This window comes from Anoxybacillus sp. UARK-01 (assembly GCF_002075365.1).
GTDB classification, from domain to species: domain Bacteria; phylum Bacillota; class Bacilli; order Bacillales; family Anoxybacillaceae; genus Anoxybacteroides; species Anoxybacteroides rupiense.
This window is the reverse complement of the sequence record NZ_NASY01000045.1, coordinates 18,448-32,890: the sequence shown is the minus strand read 5'-3', so window position 1 is coordinate 32,890 and position 14,443 is coordinate 18,448. Positions and strand designations below refer to the sequence as shown.

Annotated in this window: 15 protein-coding genes; 4 read left to right on the top strand and 11 right to left on the bottom strand. The window is 43.4% G+C overall.

All coding sequences use genetic code 11. The features are described from left to right. Nucleotides 1–180: 180 nt before the first annotated feature. The 4 genes from argS to speE all read right to left on the bottom strand — a co-directional run bounded on the left by argS (nucleotide 181) and on the right by speE (nucleotide 4,259). On the bottom strand, nucleotides 181–1,851 hold the full coding sequence (argS, locus tag B6A27_RS11485) for an arginine--tRNA ligase (RefSeq protein ID WP_080862197.1): 1,671 nt from the start codon (nucleotides 1,849–1,851) through the stop codon (nucleotides 181–183). After that, a complete protein-coding gene (locus B6A27_RS11480) occupies nucleotides 1,851–2,285 on the bottom strand; it encodes a YwiB family protein (RefSeq protein WP_066150680.1) in 435 nt (144 codons plus the stop codon). The genes argS and B6A27_RS11480 overlap by 1 nt, the downstream gene beginning before the upstream one ends. A gap of 251 nt (nucleotides 2,286–2,536) precedes the next feature. Then, complete coding sequence (gene speB / locus B6A27_RS11475) at nucleotides 2,537–3,418, bottom strand: agmatinase (RefSeq protein WP_044741510.1); 882 nt, start codon at nucleotides 3,416–3,418, stop codon at nucleotides 2,537–2,539. 13 nt (nucleotides 3,419–3,431) lie between these two features. After that, on the bottom strand, nucleotides 3,432–4,259 hold the full coding sequence (gene speE / locus B6A27_RS11470; protein WP_044741509.1) for a polyamine aminopropyltransferase: 828 nt from the start codon (nucleotides 4,257–4,259) through the stop codon (nucleotides 3,432–3,434). A 181-nt stretch (nucleotides 4,260–4,440) separates the two neighbouring features. On the opposite strand from speE, the gene B6A27_RS11465 reads away from it, so the two are divergent. Beyond that, entirely contained in the window at nucleotides 4,441–6,504 is a 2,064-nt protein-coding gene (locus B6A27_RS11465) for a transglycosylase domain-containing protein (protein WP_080862196.1), read from the top strand. 154 nt (nucleotides 6,505–6,658) lie between these two features. Here B6A27_RS11465 and B6A27_RS11460 read toward each other — a convergent pair whose 3' ends face one another. Both B6A27_RS11460 and B6A27_RS11455 read right to left on the bottom strand, forming a co-directional pair. Continuing rightward, nucleotides 6,659–7,168, bottom strand: a complete 510-nt coding sequence (locus B6A27_RS11460) for a YwhD family protein (RefSeq protein ID WP_080862195.1) — start codon at nucleotides 7,166–7,168, stop codon at nucleotides 6,659–6,661. 12 nt (nucleotides 7,169–7,180) lie between these two features. Further along, nucleotides 7,181–7,801, bottom strand: a complete 621-nt coding sequence (locus B6A27_RS11455) for a site-2 protease family protein (protein ID WP_080862212.1) — start codon at nucleotides 7,799–7,801, stop codon at nucleotides 7,181–7,183. A 116-nt stretch (nucleotides 7,802–7,917) separates the two neighbouring features. Between B6A27_RS11455 and B6A27_RS11450 the strand changes: the two genes are divergently transcribed. Continuing rightward, a complete protein-coding gene (locus B6A27_RS11450; protein WP_080862194.1) occupies nucleotides 7,918–8,163 on the top strand; it encodes a 2-hydroxymuconate tautomerase in 246 nt (81 codons plus the stop codon). 121 nt (nucleotides 8,164–8,284) lie between these two features. Continuing rightward, nucleotides 8,285–9,586: an NCS2 family permease gene (locus B6A27_RS11445; RefSeq protein WP_080862193.1), complete on the top strand. Its 1,302-nt coding sequence runs from the start codon at nucleotides 8,285–8,287 to the stop codon at nucleotides 9,584–9,586. A 50-nt stretch (nucleotides 9,587–9,636) separates the two neighbouring features. On the opposite strand, the gene B6A27_RS18670 is transcribed toward B6A27_RS11445, so the two are convergent. The 4 genes from B6A27_RS18670 to B6A27_RS11430 all read right to left on the bottom strand — a co-directional run bounded on the left by B6A27_RS18670 (nucleotide 9,637) and on the right by B6A27_RS11430 (nucleotide 11,992). Beyond that, nucleotides 9,637–9,789, bottom strand: a complete 153-nt coding sequence (locus B6A27_RS18670) for a hypothetical protein (protein ID WP_156487537.1) — start codon at nucleotides 9,787–9,789, stop codon at nucleotides 9,637–9,639. A gap of 10 nt (nucleotides 9,790–9,799) precedes the next feature. Continuing rightward, nucleotides 9,800–10,312: a YwgA family protein gene (locus B6A27_RS11440; RefSeq protein WP_044741503.1), complete on the bottom strand. Its 513-nt coding sequence runs from the start codon at nucleotides 10,310–10,312 to the stop codon at nucleotides 9,800–9,802. 13 nt (nucleotides 10,313–10,325) lie between these two features. Then, nucleotides 10,326–11,627 carry an HD domain-containing protein gene (locus tag B6A27_RS11435; RefSeq protein WP_080862192.1) on the bottom strand — a complete coding sequence of 434 codons (1,302 nt, stop codon included), beginning with the start codon at nucleotides 11,625–11,627 and terminating at the stop codon, nucleotides 10,326–10,328. A gap of 137 nt (nucleotides 11,628–11,764) precedes the next feature. Further along, the gene (locus B6A27_RS11430; RefSeq protein WP_044741501.1) at nucleotides 11,765–11,992 is read right to left on the bottom strand and encodes a YuzB family protein; all 228 of its coding nucleotides are present in this window, start codon (nucleotides 11,990–11,992) and stop codon (nucleotides 11,765–11,767) included. Nucleotides 11,993–12,574: 582 nt separating this feature from the next. Between B6A27_RS11430 and B6A27_RS11425 the strand changes: the two genes are divergently transcribed. Next, complete coding sequence (locus B6A27_RS11425) at nucleotides 12,575–13,222, top strand: RsfA family transcriptional regulator (RefSeq protein ID WP_044741500.1); 648 nt, start codon at nucleotides 12,575–12,577, stop codon at nucleotides 13,220–13,222. Between the two features lie 351 nt (nucleotides 13,223–13,573). Here B6A27_RS11425 and lipL read toward each other — a convergent pair whose 3' ends face one another. Next, entirely contained in the window at nucleotides 13,574–14,407 is an 834-nt protein-coding gene (lipL, locus tag B6A27_RS11420; RefSeq protein ID WP_080862191.1) for an octanoyl-[GcvH]:protein N-octanoyltransferase, read from the bottom strand. Nucleotides 14,408–14,443 lie beyond the last annotated feature (36 nt).

Sequence of the window (14,443 nt, the reverse complement as noted above, 5' to 3'; positions counted from 1 at the left end):
TTCATGTCCGCTGTCCATTTTTCGACATATATCTACTTTTATCGACAGCCCTTACACATCTTAACATACTCTCTGCAAAATGAGGAGTCAAAAAAAATGGATATATTTGTGTTGCCTTCAATACAAATATATCCATTTCCTGTTTCACTTAATATGATATTCAAAAAATAAAATAGGCGATTACATTTTTTCTGGCGCCGACACGCCAATTAAAGCTAAAGCGTTTTGCAGCGTGATTTGTACAGCTTTAACAAGAGCTAAGCGCGCTTGGCTTTTTTCCTTATTTTCCGGATCAATTACTTTTTCCGCATTGTAAAAGCTGTGCAAAGCAGAAGCCAGATCAAAAACATAGTTGGTAATTCGATGCGGCGTGCGCTTCAAAGCCGCTTCAGAAACAGCAGACGGAAACTCGCCAAGCTTTTTCAAGAGTTCGATTTCTTTTTCAGATTGAATATACTCGAGCTTCTGTGTCCCTTCATATGTCAAATTCTGCTCGGCTCCTTGACGAAGAATGCTGCAGACGCGCGCATGAGCATATTGTGCATAATATACCGGGTTTTCATTCGATTGCGAAACCGCTAAGTCCATATCAAAATCTAAATGGGTATCGCTTGAACGCATCGCAAAGAAATAACGAGTCGCATCCAAGCCAACTTCTTCCATTAAATCGCGCATCGTCACCGCCTTGCCAGTACGCTTGCTCATTTTTACTTTCTCGCCATTTTGATATAAGCTTACTAGCTGAATAATTTCGACTTCCAATACCGCCGGATCATAGCCGAGCGCTTCAATGGCCGCTTTCATGCGCGGAATATAGCCATGATGATCGGCTCCCCAAATGTTAATCAGCTTCGTAAAACCGCGTTGCAGTTTATCCTGATGATAGGCGATATCTGGAAGCAAATACGTATAAGAACCATCTTGTTTGATGAGCACACGATCTTTATCATCGCCGAAGGCTGTCGAACGGAACCATGTAGCGCCATCCTGCTCATAAATATGCCCTTTCTCTCGCAACGCTTGCAGCGCTTTTTCGATTTTACCGTTGTGATATAACGATGTTTCCGAATACCATACATCAAAGTGGACGCGGAAATCCTCCAAATCTTTTTTTATTTTATTCATTTCGTAGTTTAGGCCGTATTCGCGAAACAGCTTTAAACGTTCCTCTTCGTCCAAAGCTACAAGCTTGTCTCCATGCTCTTTAGCCAGCTGTTTTCCTAGCTCAACGATATCTTCGCCATAGTAGCCGTCCTCCGGCATGTCTTTATCAAGGCCAAGCGCTTGGAAATAACGAGCTTCCACCGACTTCGCCAAATTGAAAATTTGATTGCCCGCATCATTAATATAGTATTCGCGCGTCACTTCAAATCCCGCTTTTTCTAAAACATTGCACAAGGAATCACCAACAGCGGCTCCACGCGCGTGTCCTAAATGCAAGCTCCCAGTCGGATTGGCTGATACAAACTCGACCTGCACGCGCTGTCCTTGTCCGACATTCGTTTGCCCGTAGGATGCGCCTGCTTCAATAATGAGCGGAATTAAGTTGGTTAAATAGCTATTATCCATGTAGAAGTTGATGAACCCAGGACCGGCAATTTCAATTTTTTCAATCGATGCCTTCGTTTTGTCAAAATGGCGGACCAGTTCTTCTGCAATCATACGCGGTGCTTTTTTAGCCACTCTGGCAAGCTGCATCGCCATGTTGGTCGAGTAATCGCCGTGAGCCTTTTCTCTTGGCACCTCTAAAATAACATTGGGCACTTCCTGTTCTGTCGCAAGGCCCGCTTTGATTACCGCTTGCTTGATTTCTTTCTTTAACTGCTCCTTCACCTGTTCCACAATATTCATCATAATTCCTCCCTAAATGTGATCGTTACGGCGTGGCGACCCACTCGCTCATGCTGCATTTCTAATGTATAAGATAGAAATAGCTTCCCTTTTTTCGTTTTTTCTTCATACCAATATTCGATATGATCCGTTTTCGTTTTCATGGTCCATACTCCAAACGGCGTTCGGTAGTTTCCTGATGTTTCTTGCTTTTTTCGAAACACATGGCGCATTTGAACCGCTCCAGAACGAATCACGACGACCTCATCTTTCGTTATTTTTACAACGGTTTTCACGTTGCCGATGTCTTGGCTTTCTTCAAATGTTAAATACGAAGCATTTTCTTTTATGTAATATAGACCATGCGCTTCCAATACAATTGTCTCTTTTCGGCTTCCGTCCCGAATATCCGTTACATGCTTCAGACGGATCGGTGTTCCGTTGGCCTTTTCCATCGTTGGACACACCCTTATAAACATGTTATAACTTTAATAAGTATAAGAAATGGTGTGATGATATTCAAGAGTGCGAAGACAAGAAAACAAAGCGGCTCGCTTGAAACCGGATGCTTTCAAGCCTCCAAGGCCACTTCAAGCAAAATTTTATCAAAAATGGACCAGTTGAACTGTCCACTATTGATATATTCTAATGGACGCAGGCGTGAGTATGAAGTAAAACCCCGTCTTTTGACAAAGACGGGGTTTGTTTATTTTCGTTTTTGCACCCATCCGAGAATCATTTCGCGGATTAGTTTGCTTGCTGTGTTAGCTGTTTGTTCAGAATGATCATAAACCGGTGCTACTTCCACTAAATCAGCACCGACTACATGCACATCTGACCGTGCGATTTCGTGAATGGCAGCCAGCAGCTCTTTTGACGTGATGCCTCCGCAATCTACGGTGCCTGTTCCTGGTGCGTGCGCTGGATCTAGCACATCAATATCAATCGTCACATATACAGGACGTCCCGCAAGCGTCGGAAGCACTTGCTTAAGCGGCTCTAACACCTCGAATTTAGCAATATACATGCCGTTTTCTTTCGCCCATTGAAATTCCTCTTTCATCCCTGAGCGAATACCGAACGAGTATACATTTTGCGGTCCAATGAGCTCAGCAATTTTACGGATTGGCGTTGAATGAGAAAGCGGTTCGCCTTCATACTGCTCGCGCAGGTCTGTATGGGCATCCATATGAATAATTGCCAAATCGGGATATTTTTTATATACAGCTTTCATCACCGGCCAAGAAACTAAATGTTCACCGCCCATGCCAAGCGGGAATTTATCGGCTGCCAAAATGCGGTCTACAAACTCTTCAATCATATCCAAGCTCCGTTGGGCATTGCCGAACGGAAGCGGAATGTCCCCAGCATCGAAAAATTTGACCTCTTCCAGCTCACGATCTAGGTATGGGCTGTATTCTTCAAGCCCGATTGATACCTCGCGAATGCGTGCCGGGCCAAAACGGGAGCCGGGACGGTAACTGACCGTCCAATCCATCGGCATGCCATAAATCACGGCTTCACTTTCTTCAAAGTTCGGATGGCTTTTAATAAAGACATTGCCAGAATACGCTTCATCGAATCGCATAAGCACCTCTCCTTTACTTCGTTAAATCCGCCACAAATTTTGGCAACACGAAGCATGCTTTATGAAGCTCTTTCGTGTAATATTTCGTTTCGATTTCATGGAAACGTTCATCACTTACTGCAAGCGGATCATATTTTTTCGAACCTAGTGTGAATGTCCACATGCCGCTAGGGTACGTAGGAATATTGGCAATGTAGAGGCGCGTAATCGGAAAAATTTCGCGTACATCGCGTTGAACATTGCGAATTAAATCTGCTTTAAACCAAGGGTTGTCTGTTTGCGCTACAAAAATGCCATCTTCCTTTAACGCTTTCGCAATGCCTGCATAAAAGCCTTTTGTAAATAAATTGACTGCAGGACCAACCGGTTCTGTTGAGTCTACCATAATGACATCGTATTCGTTTTCACTTTGCGCAATATGCATAAACCCATCGTCTACCTTCACTTCGACGCGCGAATCCTCTAATTTCCCAGCGATTTCAGGAAGATATTGCTTCGAATACTCAATGACTTTGCCATCGATTTCAACAAGTGTTGCCTTTTTGACACTTGGATGCTTAAGAACTTCGCGAATGACTCCACCATCGCCGCCGCCAACCACAAGCACATTCTCCGGATTTGGATGTGTGAACAGAGGAACGTGTGCGACCATTTCATGGTACACAAACTCATCCTTTTGCGTCGTCATGACCATTCCATCAAGAATCAGCATGTTTCCAAACTCTTCTGTTTCCACCATATCAAGCTTTTGGAATTGCGTTTGTTCTGTATGTAAAGTGCGTTTAATTTTCGCAGTAATTCCAAAATTTTCTGTCTGTTTTTCCGTAAACCATAGTTCCATACTGAACACCCTTTCTTGATTAGCATTCATATACAATGATTATTTCCTCACACAAAAAAACCAAACATGAAAAAGTATAGAGCAATCTAGCAAAATTTCAAGTGAAAATTGCTAGAAAAATGTTTAAAATGGGAAAAATTTTTTCATACTAATATCAATAACATCGATGAGGTGATGAACATTGGAAATCATCCCAAGCAGCCGGTTCCGCGGAACAGTCAAATACATTCGTGCATTTATATTTATAACCCTTATCCTAGCAATCTTATTCACCCTCTGCCTAGCAGGGGTCATTGCGCTGGCGAAAATTGAAGGAGCGCCTCCCTTGGCTGTACCGCAAACGACGATTTTTTATGCTGATGACGGCACAAAAATCGGGGAAAGCGATAACGGACAAACGCGTTACTGGGTGAACCTGCGCGATATCTCTCCGTCTGTTATTCAAGCCACCGTCGCCGTGGAGGATCGAAGTTTTTTTGAGCATCACGGCTTTGATACCAAGCGGATCGCCGCTGCCGTCATTGCTGATATAAAAGCCATGAGTAAAGTGCAAGGAGCCAGCACGATCACACAGCAATATGCCCGGAACTTATTTTTAACCTTAGATAAAACATGGATGAGAAAATTGCAAGAGGCATTATATACCATTCGCTTAGAAGTAAACTATAGTAAACAGGAAATTTTAGAAGGATATTTAAATACAATCTATTACGGACACGGCGTTTATGGAATTGAAGCGGCCGCTAATTATTATTTTGGAAAATCAGCTAAACAACTCACACTAAGCGAGGCCAGCATGTTAGCCGGCATTCCGAAAGGCCCCTCCTACTACTCGCCGTTCAATAACGAGCAACGAGCCAAGTCGAGACAGAAAATTGTGCTGCAATCCATGGTTGAAAGCGGCTATATTACGAAAAAAGAGGCGGCAGCAGCATATAAAGCGCCGCTTGTCTATTCGCGAAATCACGAAGTCACAAAAAAGCAAATCGCTCCTTATTTTCAAGATGTAGTAAAGGATGTATTGCGTAACAAATTAGGAATTGATGAACAAACCATTGAAATGGGTGGTTTGCGCGTCTATACTTCTTTAGATCCGAAGATGCAGACCATTGCTGAACAGCAAATTCGCGACACGATCGATCCAGCATCAGCGATTCAAGTGGCATTTGTAGCGATGGATCCTCATACTGGCGAGGTCAAAGCGCTTGTCGGCGGAAGAGATTACAATAAAAGTCCTTATAACCGAGCGGTTCAAGCCGAACGTCAGCCAGGTTCAACATTTAAGCCGTTTCTTTATTATGCAGCGATCCGCCAAGGCTTTACGCCATCAACAGAAATGCGCAGCGAATTAACCACCTTTACATTTGACGATGGCAAGGCCACTTATACGCCGCATAATTATAATAATTATTACGCTAATGATACCATCACACTAGCGCAAGCCATCGCTCTTTCTGATAATGTCTTTGCCGTGAAAACCCATCTATTTATTGGCGAAGACAAACTTGTGCAAACCGCCAAAAAGATGGGTATTACCAGTTCATTAAAGCAAGTGCCGTCACTGGCGCTGGGAACATCGCCAGTAAGAGTGATTGAAATGGTCAATGCCTACAGTATATTAGATAATAATGGAAAGAAGGTCGAGCCTGTATTTATAACGAAAGTTGTCAACCATAAAGGAGAAACGATCTACGAATACAACGCAGAATCAAAGCAAATTCTTAACCGCGATGCGGCTTATGTAACGACTCAGCTGATGACAGGCATGTTCGATCCAAAGCTTAACGATTACACGACCGTCACTGGGCAAGCCGTTCTTCATGATATTACTCGTCCATACGCAGGAAAATCCGGAACAACCGAAACGGACAGCTGGATGATCGGCTATGCGCCGCAGCTGGTAGCTGGTGTATGGACAGGATACGATCGCGGAGAAAAAATTACGAAGCTGGCAGAAAAACAATACGCTAAAAAGATTTGGGTCAAATTTATGGAAAACAGCTTAAAAAATGAACCGGTTCAATCATTTAAACCAACAAAAGGAGTCGTCGGAGTATATATCAATCCCGATAACGGAAAATTAGCCACAAAAGCATGCCCTATAAAACGGCTCACGTATTATGTGGCTGGAACAGAACCGACTGAATATTGCACGGAACACCTTGATAAGAAAAAGAAAAAGGCACCTCATCATAAAGAAGAAAATGAACCGAACTGGTTTGATAAGCTATTCAAATGGTTTTAAGCAAAAAGAAAACCCTCAAGCGACATTTGCTTGAGGGTTTTCCTGTCCTAGTTTTATTGTGTTATGCATGTAGATTTAGTTTACTCTTTTTCCAAAAAAAGCTCAAGTACTCGCCTACATACGTTCACAAAAAAGCCATATATATGGATAAATATTACTTAAATTCCAATCCATTCTTCAATTCATCGCTAGAGCGATCCCACATCCCGCGATCATGCTGCTTTAAAAAGTCAGCCAGCACTCGCTTCGATCGTTCGTCCATATGGTCGACAAGAATGCGCCGCTTCAGCGATTTATCAAGCTTATTGACATGATCCGGAAGCACCTTGTATCCGCGACGCGCTTGGCGATCCACTGTCATTTCACACGCAGTGACCCCTGCATAATAAGGCCCCTCGGCTGCTCGATCAATCGTCACCCACACAAGCCAATAAGGTTTTCCATTCGGTACTTCATCGCGGTTAGGCGTAAATTTAATTCCTTTTTCCACTACGCTTCGAGCATGCATCGCCCCAATATCAACAAACGCTTCGCCAGCTTCCACATCGATAATGACAGGCGATACGTTGTCCAAGCTTAGCGCTCCTGCTCCAAATCCGCCATGCCCAGCTGTCGGATCACTTTTAATAATATTAAAACCGATGTTTTTCTTTTTTTGCTCCATGTAAACACCCCTTTAAAAAATAATGGATGAAAACCATGATTGCATCTGCTGCAACACAAAAGGAACCGCTATATTAAAAATCGGATGGATCGTATATCGATCAAGCGGCGTCAACACGAGGATCAGAAAGATAAGCGCGCCGTAGTTTTCCCATTGCGTCATTTTCGCCCGCACATGGCGAGGCGCAAGATCCTCAATAATCCGGTATCCATCCAATGGAGGAAACGGCAACAAATTAAACACGAATAACAACGCATTTAAACTGATGAAGATTCGGAAAAATAAATCGAATCCCGCGGCAAACCAGTCAGGAATCATCGTCATGACTCCAAAGCGAATCATGCTGTACCAAACAAGAAATCCTATTGCCGTCAGCAATAAGTTGCTGATCGGTCCCGCAATGGAGACAAGGATGCCGGCTAAACGCGGATTTTTAAAATGATGCCGATTAACAGGCACAGGGCGCGCCCAACCGAAACCGGCAAGAAAAATAAGTAGCGTCCCCAGCAAATCTAAATGAGCTAACGGCGACAGCGTCAGCCTTCCTTGATTTTTTGCCGTCGGGTCGCCAAATTTATAGGCGACATAAGCATGGGCAAATTCATGAACTGAAAAAGCAATGGCCAGCGCCATCAGCACATAAGGGATTTCACCGAGTGAGTATGGCAAAATGTCCACGTTGACTTTTCTCCTTTTTTCTATAATATTTACTAAAATTAAGTATACATGATTCCTCACAAAAAGTGCACATGCACTCCCTAGCTGATGCTATAATAAAAGTGATTTTCTTAAAAAGGAGGCGGGCAATCATGCCTTATGTAACGGTAAAAATGCTTGAAGGCCGCACCGAAGCACAGAAAAAAGCGCTTGTCGAAAAGGTGACAGAAGCGGTCGCCGAAACGACAGGAGCGCCAAAAGAAAAAATCGTTGTGTTTATTGAAGAAATGTCAAAAAACCATTACGCTATCGGCGGCAAGCGTCTTAGCGACGAATAAACGTACATAGAGATTGGAGGAGGCCCTATGACCGGCTTCCTTATTTTTTTATTGCACACCCCATAAAAAACGAATAATATAATATATGTTTGATAAAACGTTCGTATTTTTGGAGGTGCCTATGTTTAAGCTATCGGAATATCGCACAAATATAAAAACAGAAATCATCGCTGGGCTCACGACATTTTTAACGATGGTCTATATCGTTGTTGTCAATCCGGTCATTTTATCAGATGCCGGCGTACCATTTCAACAAGTATTTATGGCAACAATCATTGCCACTGTGGTCGGAACGCTATGGATGTCGCTTTTCGCTAATTATCCTATTGCGATCGCGCCAGGCATGGGCCTGAACGCCTATTTTACATATTCCGTTGTCGGATCGCATGGGAACATCTCCTACGAAGTCGCGTTTTCCTCTGTCTTTGTAGCAGGAATCTTGTTTGTTATCTTATCGCTAACGCCGTTACGCCACAAGCTCATTGAAGCGATTCCTGAAAGCTTAAAGCATGGCATTACGGCTGGAATCGGCCTATTTATTGCTTTTATTGGCTTGCGCTTAACAGGAATCATTAAGGCGCACCCACAAAATTTAGTGGCGCTGGGTGATTTACACGCCCCTTCTGCTTGGCTGACGCTTATTGGTTTAGCTGTTACCCTTATTTTAATGTCGCTTCGCGTCAACGGGGCGCTTTTCATTGGCATGATCATCACGGGTGCTGTCGCTTATTTTACGGGACAGCTCAAATTTGATCAGGGGATTGCTGCGATGCCTTCGCTTCCTAAAGGACTCATCATCGCTAACCCTTTCACTGCCATTGGCGATGTTGTGCAATATGGTTTATATGCGGTTGTTTTTTCCTTTTTGCTTGTGACGATTTTTGATACAACTGGCACAATGATCGGCGTAGCGCAGCAAGCTGGTTTAATGAAAGGAAAAACCATGCCGCGCGCTCGTCAAGCCCTGTTGGCTGATTCTGTCGCGACAACTGTCGGCGCCATCTTTGGTACCAGCCCAACATCCGCTTATATTGAATCATCTGCCGGAGTAGCAGCAGGCGGACGCACGGGATTGACAGCTTTGACGGTTGCCATTTTATTTGTCCTATCCGCCTTTTTTGCACCCCTAGTCAGCGCTGTCTCTGGAATTTCAGCCATTACGGCTCCTTCCCTTATTATCGTGGGCAGTTTAATGATGGGAAGCATTGCTCGCATTCAGTGGGATGAATTAGATGAGGCGTTCCCGGCGTTTCTCATTATCCTGAGTATGCCGCTCACATCGAGCATTGCCACAGGGATCGCGCTAGGCTTTATCTCGTATCCGCTGCTAAAGGTAACACGCGGGAAGTGGCGGGAGGTCCATCCGCTCGTCTATATTTTCGCCGTGCTGTTTTTCTACCAGCTCGCATTTTTGCCCCATTAAAAAGAAGCCCCTCAGCTCAGAGGGGCTTCTCAAACCGTTAACAAACGCTTTTATCCTGCGTCACGGACCCCGGTCGTCCGCTCATGACCATCTCTTGTTCCATTCGCGTCCTCACTCGGCTGCGTTCCTTGTCTGCCAAGCGTTTTCAAGCCAGTCTGATGTAAAAAGGTGTAGGCAAAGTCCATGTTGACTTTGTCCACCATCTGTAAACCCTCAAACAGGAGCTTCTGTTTTATGACGCAATTGCTCAATATATCGATAAGCCTGCTCAATCTCTTCTTCTGTATAACGCTGCTTGCTCTTTACCAAAAACACTTTTTCTTTTACTGCATCCTTGCTGAAATTGTCAAAATAAAGGATGGTAGACACAAGCTCAAGAAATCGTGAATTTTGTTCATTCATATCTTGGAGGCATTCTGTTAAATGCGGCATATGAATATCATAATGCTTTAAAAAATCCGCTCCCGCTTCCGTCAGCGTATAGCGATATTGGAAATAGCCTCCTTTTTTCTCTTTTACTTCGTTTAAAAAACCGAGATTGCAAAGTTCTTCAATGCGCCATGTCAATTCCTCTGAATATGGCCCATAAAAATGAAAGTCAAACTTCTCATAAAAAGGGAAATTTAATTTCTTGGCAATATAAATCATCTTTTGGAGCTTTTTTCGCCCTACAATTTCCCCCGCCGCCGCAAATGCCTTTACAATCTTTGCGTGTTCTGTTAACACCCCTTGTCATCTCCTAACCCTCAAGTATTTCAAGAATCTTTTTCTTTGTCGTACGTTTTGTCGAAAAATCCTGCAGAAAATCGTCCGGAAAATACAATTTATGATCGGTTCTGCGCTTGCCAGAAATCGCATCCACAAGCACCGATTCCCTTGACAGCTCACGAAGTTCCCCGTTTGGCATTAACAAATAGATCGGCAACCGTTCCCCTTCTTCCCCGGGACGGTAAAAGTCGTATGGAAGATCAGACGAGGAATCAACCACTAAATAATAGTCTGGATCAATCCCCGCCTTTTTAAATAAAGCGGTCAGCTCCATCAGCTTCTTCATTTGCTCATTGGTCGGACTAAATTCCACATATTTAAATAAACGGCGATGAACAAAGCGGCGGCATAAATCCCGCAAAATCTCATCTTTCTCATCCTGCCATTGTTGAAAGTAGTACAGAATCACCGCTTCATCCAGTTTAAGGTAATCATGCAGCATCACCTGCCCCGTAAAAAGAGAATAGAAGTGATGCGGATGCGTTCGGAACATATAGCCCTCTTCATGCAAAGTTTTCGCCCGATGCAAAATTTTCGTCAGTATCACTTCAGCACTGCGTGTTACGGGATGAAAATAGACCTGCCAATACATTTGATAGCGGCTCATAATGTAGTCTTCAACTGCATGCATACCGCTTCGCTTAATGACGACCTGATCTTCACGCGGGCGCATGACGCGCAAAATGCGTTCCATATCGAAGTTTCCATAGCTGACGCCTGTATAATAGGCATCGCGAAGCAAATAGTCCATGCGATCAGCGTCAATTTGGCTCGAAATTAAGCTGACGACAAGCTTATTTTGATACGTTTTGGCAATGACCTCTGCCACTTTCTGTGGAAAGTCATCCCCCATTCTTTTTAAAACCGCATGAACTTCCGTGTCTCCTAAAATAATCGCCTGTGTGAAATCTTCGTGATCGAGGTGGAATACTTTTTCAAATGAGTGTGAAAACGGACCGTGACCTAAATCATGCAATAACGCCGCACATAAACAAAGCAGCCGTTCACTATGATCCCAATGCTCCCTGCCGACAAACACATCATCAATAATGCGGCGGATAATTTCATAGACGCCAAGCGAGTGGTTAAAACGGCTGTGCTCCGCACCATGAAACGTTAAGTAAGTGGTGCCTAGCTGCTTAATGCGGCGCAATCGTTGAAATTCTTTTGTTCCTATTAAATCCCATATAATCTTATCGCGAACATGTATGTAACGATGAACAGGGTCTTTGAAGACTTTCTCTTCACTTAATTGACCGCCGGGATATGACATATAATCCCCTCTTCCATTCATAGCATGAATCTATTATAAGGTGTTTTCTCATGCAAAAAAATACTTGATTTTTTATGATTAATATTTCCTAAAAATAGAAACAAAAAATCACCTTTCATAAAAATGAAGGCGATTTTTTAAGCTTTTTTGAGCTTTTGCATAATTTTTTCGATTAATTCATCTTCATTTGCGGCAGAGATCGGACGATTATTGACAAAAGCGAACGATTTTTTGCGGCCAGGCCCACAATACGACTGGCAGCCGATTTGAATCGTTGCATTTGGATCCAATTTTTTCAGCCGAGGCAGCAACGTTTTTAAATTAGTGGCTTGACAATCATCGCACACCCGAAACTCGTTGGCCATTTTGAACGTCATCCTTTCCAACGTTTTTGCGCTAACGAGTATTCTACCTCTTCTTCGTCCACAATGCAAGCTATATAACTGTAAATTGATTTTCCAATCAACTCCATCGACCAAAAATGAACAACAACCATCCTGTTGTTCAGCTATTTCCACCGGCGATATCGACTTGGCTCGAAAAACCGCCATAAAAGAGTAACCAGCTTTCCTCCAAAAAAATAGAATGCTGCTTTTGAATCGGTGATATGTCCTACCTTCCTTATCACCTCTATCTATAAGGAGAGCGATGGGCTTCTGTCGATATAGAGATCACCTTCAGGCGGCATTGAGCTTGTATCTTTCTTGTAAAACTTGCAATTTTTTATTCACAAAAACTCAAAAAATTGTATAGACTTTCTTATTTTTGTCTATGCTACTACTAACCAACAGCCCAGCCTGACATGACGCCAATCCATTTAGCTGCCCGCAGCTGGCAGACCGTCCAGATACGGATCATGGATGCTTCATATAGCTTGCTTTCCTGCTAAAAGCAAAGCTGTCTTTTTTCATAAAGCGATCATAATTAAGAAAGGAAGTTGAGAAATTATGAAACAACGACAAGATGCATGGACAGAAGAAGATGATTTGCTGCTTGCGGAAACCGTATTGCGCCATGTGCGCGAAGGAAGTACGCAGCTCAATGCTTTTGAGGAAGTAGGAGACAAACTTAACCGCACATCTGCCGCTTGCGGATTCCGCTGGAACGCAGTCGTTCGCAGCCGCTACGAAACAGCGCTGCAGCTGGCGAAAAAACAAAGAAAAGAGCGACAGCGGCTACTTGGCAAAAATCAAGCCGTTCGCAAAAAATTGTTGTATACACCACCCGTTCCTGCTCTTGAAGAATTGGGAGAAATAACAGAAATCACCCATTCTCCTGAGCAAACAACGATGACACTTGATCATGTCATTGCCTTTTTGCAATCATTCCAATCGACTAGCGTCAATGCCGAGGCGCTTAAAAGTGAAAATGAACGGCTACGGCAAGAAAAAGAAGAGCTGGCAGCTAAAAATGACGAATTAGAAACGAAAATTGCGAAACTAGAAGAAGAATCTTCTACCATTCGTGAAGAATACGAAACGATGCTACGCATTATGAACCGCGCTCGAAAAATTACTTTGCAAGAAGAAGAGGAGCGGCAAATGCTAAAATTCAAAATGGACAAAAACGGCAATTTAGAAAAAATCGCCGAATAATGACAAAGGTGACCCCAATAAAGGAGAAAGCATTCCTTCGAGGGTCACCTTTTATTTACTATATTCAGATTGAAAATCGCCATCAATGAAAAGTGAAAAGGCTTCAATGGACAAAAAATAGTGAAAAATGGTTAGATTATATAGATACCGCTCGATTCATTCATATTTTTCATTTGCAAATAAGCCAATTTCGATGGTGGTACGGCCAAAAAAATAGAACAATACATATTTGAATCGGATATAAGTGGAATCTTTTCGTTATCTCTATATGACCATGGCTTTATGCCTCTGATGTTTCTACTATTTTGATGATCGTGACGCTGTCCAATCCGTTCTCAGAGCACCGCTCTTTTATTGCGACAGCGTTTTTTCATTCCGTTCGATCATCCGCTGCAAATGATGTTCATATAGCGGCCATTCCTCTTGCGTTAAGACAGAAGAATATAGCTCTGCTCCAAACGAGCGCAACGTTTGCAGCAAACGAAGCATCACATCTGAAATCGTCAGCGGCACATGCAGCAGTTCAGACAATGATGCCATCGTTTCCGGAACAATGCGCGGATACATAAATTTTGTTGGCGCTCCCTGCAAACTGCGCTCATAAAATTGGCGAATGAGCTCCGCGCGAGCTGAACCGCTTCCATGAACGCATATATATATTTGCACAGCCACTCCCCCGCGCACGCGCCGCTGCGAAATACCGGCAAATTTTTTGCCGTTAATGCTTAAATCGTAGCTGCCTGGGCAATAAGAGCCTTCGATTTCTTTCGCTTCGATGATCGCTCCATAGGAAGCAAACATTTGCTGAATCAGCGCCCACATCGCTTCATAGCCTTGATTAATATCAATCGCTTTTTTCGTTTCTGAGAAAATCAGCGAAATATTCAGCACACCTTCGTCTAGCACAACGGCAAGCCCTCCTGAATTGCGAACCATTACGCGGTAGCCTTGCTCCTGCAAAAAAGAAATCCCTTCACGCAAATACGGGAGTTTCGTATCTTGAATGCCCAATACAATCGTATCATGATGCACCCATGTACGGACAACCGCTTCTGATACCCCTTGTCCCACCATTGTACAGAGCGTATCATCAATCGCAAATGATTGCTTTGCATCAAAGATTGGACCTAAATGTGATTGGTCAATAATTCGCCATCTCGGCTGCTGTAACAGCTCATTTGCCATGAATCAATCTCCTTGCTGCCATAGTTTACATTCATT